The 3,559-nt window shown below is 40.9% G+C and carries 5 protein-coding genes; 4 read left to right on the forward strand and 1 reads right to left on the reverse strand.

Going from position 1 to position 3,559, the window contains the following annotated elements:
- Window positions 1-190: 190 nt before the first annotated feature.
- Window positions 191-661, reverse strand: coding sequence for a pyroglutamyl-peptidase I family protein (locus IM456_RS10465; protein ID WP_149986311.1), 471 nt, complete (start codon window positions 659-661; stop codon window positions 191-193).
- A 107-nt stretch (window positions 662-768) separates the two neighbouring features.
- Here IM456_RS10465 and IM456_RS10470 point away from each other — a divergent pair, with 107 nt between their 5' ends.
- From IM456_RS10470 to IM456_RS10485, 4 genes are all read left to right on the forward strand, one after another.
- Window positions 769-1,824 (forward strand): metallophosphoesterase family protein, encoded by a 1,056-nt coding sequence (locus IM456_RS10470; protein WP_287692115.1) that lies wholly within the window; start codon window positions 769-771, stop codon window positions 1,822-1,824.
- 15 nt (window positions 1,825-1,839) lie between these two features.
- Window positions 1,840-2,727, forward strand: coding sequence for a ParA family protein (locus IM456_RS10475; RefSeq protein WP_149986313.1), 888 nt, complete (start codon window positions 1,840-1,842; stop codon window positions 2,725-2,727).
- Between the two features lie 12 nt (window positions 2,728-2,739).
- Window positions 2,740-3,081, forward strand: coding sequence for a TIGR03792 family protein (locus IM456_RS10480; protein WP_149986314.1), 342 nt, complete (start codon window positions 2,740-2,742; stop codon window positions 3,079-3,081).
- Between the two features lie 115 nt (window positions 3,082-3,196).
- A partial coding sequence (locus IM456_RS10485) for a GDP-mannose 4,6-dehydratase (protein ID WP_287692118.1) occupies window positions 3,197-3,559 on the forward strand: 363 nt, incomplete at its 3' end.

Genomic DNA, 3,559 nt, shown 5'->3' on the forward strand with positions numbered 1-3,559 from the left:
ACATTGTTGGATAAGGTTTTTAGACTTTTTTCCCCTCAAAAAGTGCTGACCATTGGAGTGATCGCGGGTAAAATTCAGGGACTTTTTCCCTGAATTTTAGGTAACTGACTACCTCAAAATCGGGAAAACCCTACACCCCACACCCCACACCCCACACCCTGCCCCCACCAACAAACTTTTTCAGCAGACCCTACTTAGTGATAATTTTTTGAAAATCCCTTTGAATAATAGCAAAATTTTTGTCAGTTAAAAGCGGCACATGAACGAATAAGGCTCTCGGATGATGTTTTAAGACTTGAAAATATAGTTCTTCACAGACAAACTGACCGGCATTATAGCTGATGTAGGTATAGGCAAGCTCTTTGACAAAATCCTTAAGAGGAATTGGTGTCAATAACTTTTTTGTGCTACTCCTAGCCTGAGATTCTAAACTTAAACGATAACGACTTTCTGCCATGCCACAACAAATAACTAAAGCGGGTTTTTTGTCTTGAATAGCTTTGATAACTCGTTCACTGGCTCGATGGGTATTAACGGGAAGTTGACGCAAAAATAAAAGCTTTTTTGGATAATTATCTTGAATAGATACTAACAAATCATCGGAGGAATTACTCCGGTGATGGCATAACCAAGGCGCAAAAGAAGTTAAGAGAATTGTCAAGTTATCTCCTGATAGTTAATTGGAATAATCAACAAAAAAGCACTCGAAGGGACAAAAATTGCTACAATAACTGACGTGACCTCAATTAAAGACGAGATTGATATCCTATGCAACGCCGTAAATTTTTGCTTATTAGTGGCAGTTTAGGCGGTTTTAGCTTGGTAGCTTGCGCTCATCAAATTTTACAGCCCGTTACTTCCAAAAATCCCCCTGAGTCGGCTGTTAAACAAGCACAAAAGGCGAAAAAAGTCAAGATAATCGTGATTAGTGACCTTAATAGTCAATACGGTTCCACTACTTACGATCCCGAAATCGATCGAGCTATCCCCTTAATTATCAATCATAAACCCGATCTGGTCCTCTGTGGCGGCGACATGGTGGCAGGACAAAAAAGCAGCTTGACAGCGGCAGCAATTAACGCCATGTGGTCAGCCTTTGATCGCCATATCGCCGCGCCCCTGCGAGCTGCTAAAATACCTTTTGCTTTTACCATCGGTAATCATGACGCTTCTGGAGCTTTATCGGCGGGAAAATTTATCTATGCTAAAGAGAGACAATTAGCCATGGATTATTGGCAAAACCCCCAACATCATACAAGTTTAAATTTTATCGATAAAACCGGCTTTCCTTTTTATTATACCTTCACTCAAAATGGTATATTCTATCTGGTTTGGGATGCCTCCACTCATTTAATCTCTGGGCAACAACTAAATTGGGCGGCAAAAAACTTGAGTAGTACTGACGCTAAAAATGCTAAAATGCGGCTAGTAATCGGTCATTTACCCCTCTACGGTATTGCCGTGGGCAGAAATCGACCGGGGGATTATTTAGCCGATGCCGAGCAATTAAGAGCGTTTTTAGAGGGCTATCAGGTGCATACTTATATTAGTGGTCACGCTCACGCTTACTATCCGGGTAAACGGGGGCAATTACAATTATTACACGCAGGAGCTTTAGGCAGTGGACCGCGACGGTTATTGAACAGTGAACAAGCGCCCAGAAAAACCTTAACAATTGTCGATATTAATCCCAATCAACAGGAAACAGTTTACACCACCTACGACATGAAAACCCAAGAGGCGATCAATATTACCAGTTTACCTCCTTTGATTATGGCTCCCAACGGGCAAGTTTTACGTCGAGATATTCCATCGGTTAACTAGAAAGGAATTCCCATAATGGCCACTGTCATCAGCACCGTTAACATGAAAGGAGGAGTAGGAAAAACTACCCTTACCGTCAACCTTGCCACCTGTTTAGCTAAATTTCAGCAAAAACGAGTCCTTGTCCTCGATTTAGACGCTCAAATCAGTGCGACTCTTAGCTTAATGTCTCCCCATGAATTCGCTCAACTGCGTCGCAAAAAACGCACTTTAAGCTATTTATTAGAAGCAATTATCAAACCCAATCCCTACAATAAATTAACTATTGATGATATTATTGTCCCTTCAGTCTGTGAAATACAAGGCTTAGATATACTGCCGGGAGACATCGAACTTTATGATGAATATGTCGTCTCAGAAACCCTGCACCATCAAGCAATTTTACAGGAAGATTTAGGCTTTGATCATGCTTGGAATAACCTGGAAAGAATCCTAATTAAAAAAATCATTGATCCCATTCAAGACCGTTACGATTATATTATCATGGATTGCGCTCCGGGCTATAATCTTTTAACTCGTAGTGGTCTATGTAGCAGTCATTTTTATTTACTACCTGCCCGTCCCGAACCTTTATCAATTGTCGGCATTCAGCTATTAGAAAGAAGAATAGTTAAACTCAAAGCTAGTCATCAAGAAACCGAACCGATTAACCCCGGTTTACTCGGTATAGTTTTTATTCTTTCCGGTGGTGGTTTACTCAGTCGCTACTATAATCAAGTCATGCGCCGGGTACAACAGGATTTTCAAGCCCATCAAATTTTTGCTAATGCGATTCCTATGGATGTTAATGTAGCTAAAGCTGTTGATATGTTCGTGCCTGTGGTGGCAGCTATGCCCTCTTCTAGTGGTTCCAAAGCTTTTATGAAACTCACAGAAGAATTCTTGATGAAAACCAAAAAATAGGAGATAATTACTATGGTCATTGAGTGGTTAGAATTTCAAGTTAAACCCGAAGCTAGGGAAAAATTTATCCAAAAAGATCAAGAAATTTGGACAAAGTTTTTAGCAAAACAACCTGGTTTTTTAGGTAAGGAGCTTTGGATTAATCCCGCCATCGAGGAAGAATTAATTATCGTTGTCCATTGGCAAACACAAGAACAGTGGAAAGCTATCTCCAAAAATTTACTTGATGACACCGAAGCCAAATTTTCCCTAGCCATGGGAAAAGATAATTATCAATTACTCAAAGTCAAGGAATTTCAGGTCAGAAAATTTCGAGAAAATTGTCAGAACAATTTAGGCTCTCTGGGGACCTGATAAAAAATCAATTCATCTTTTTGTCCCCTCTCAACCTAGCCAAACTTGTCCTGAGGGGCTAAAGTGTGCTATAAGCAGTCAGAGTATTTATTCTTTCCGATTAGGCAAATTACTGATGACTGAAGCTAAACGCGCCCTCATTACCGGCATCACCGGTCAAGATGGTTCCTATCTGAGCGAATTATTATTAGAAAAAGGCTATCAAGTCCACGGTATCATCCGTCGTACTTCAACTTTTAACACCGATCGCATCGATCATATCTACACTGACCCCCACCAGCCCGATACTAAATTATTTCTTCATTATGGCGACCTCACCGACGGGACGACCCTGCGGCGTATCCTCGAACAAGTGCAACCGGTAGAAGTGTATAATTTAGGGGCCCAATCCCATGTGCGAGTTAGTTTTGATGCCCCAGAATACACCGTTGATGCTGTGGGTGTGGGAGTTTTAAGATTACTAGAAGCAATTCGGGAT

Origin of the sequence: Microcystis sp. M079S1, from assembly GCF_020246425.1 — a bacterium.
Lineage (GTDB): Bacteria > Cyanobacteriota > Cyanobacteriia > Cyanobacteriales > Microcystaceae > Microcystis > Microcystis aeruginosa.

What these genes read in the sequence shown, in the direction of transcription:
- IM456_RS10470 (WP_287692115.1), top strand. Translation starts at nt 769, where the DNA reads ATGCAACGCCGTAAATTTTTGCTTATTAGTGGCAGTTTAGGCGGTTTT.
- IM456_RS10475 (WP_149986313.1), top strand. Translation starts at nt 1,840, where the DNA reads ATGGCCACTGTCATCAGCACCGTTAACATGAAAGGAGGAGTAGGAAAA.
- IM456_RS10480 (WP_149986314.1), top strand. Translation starts at nt 2,740, where the DNA reads ATGGTCATTGAGTGGTTAGAATTTCAAGTTAAACCCGAAGCTAGGGAA.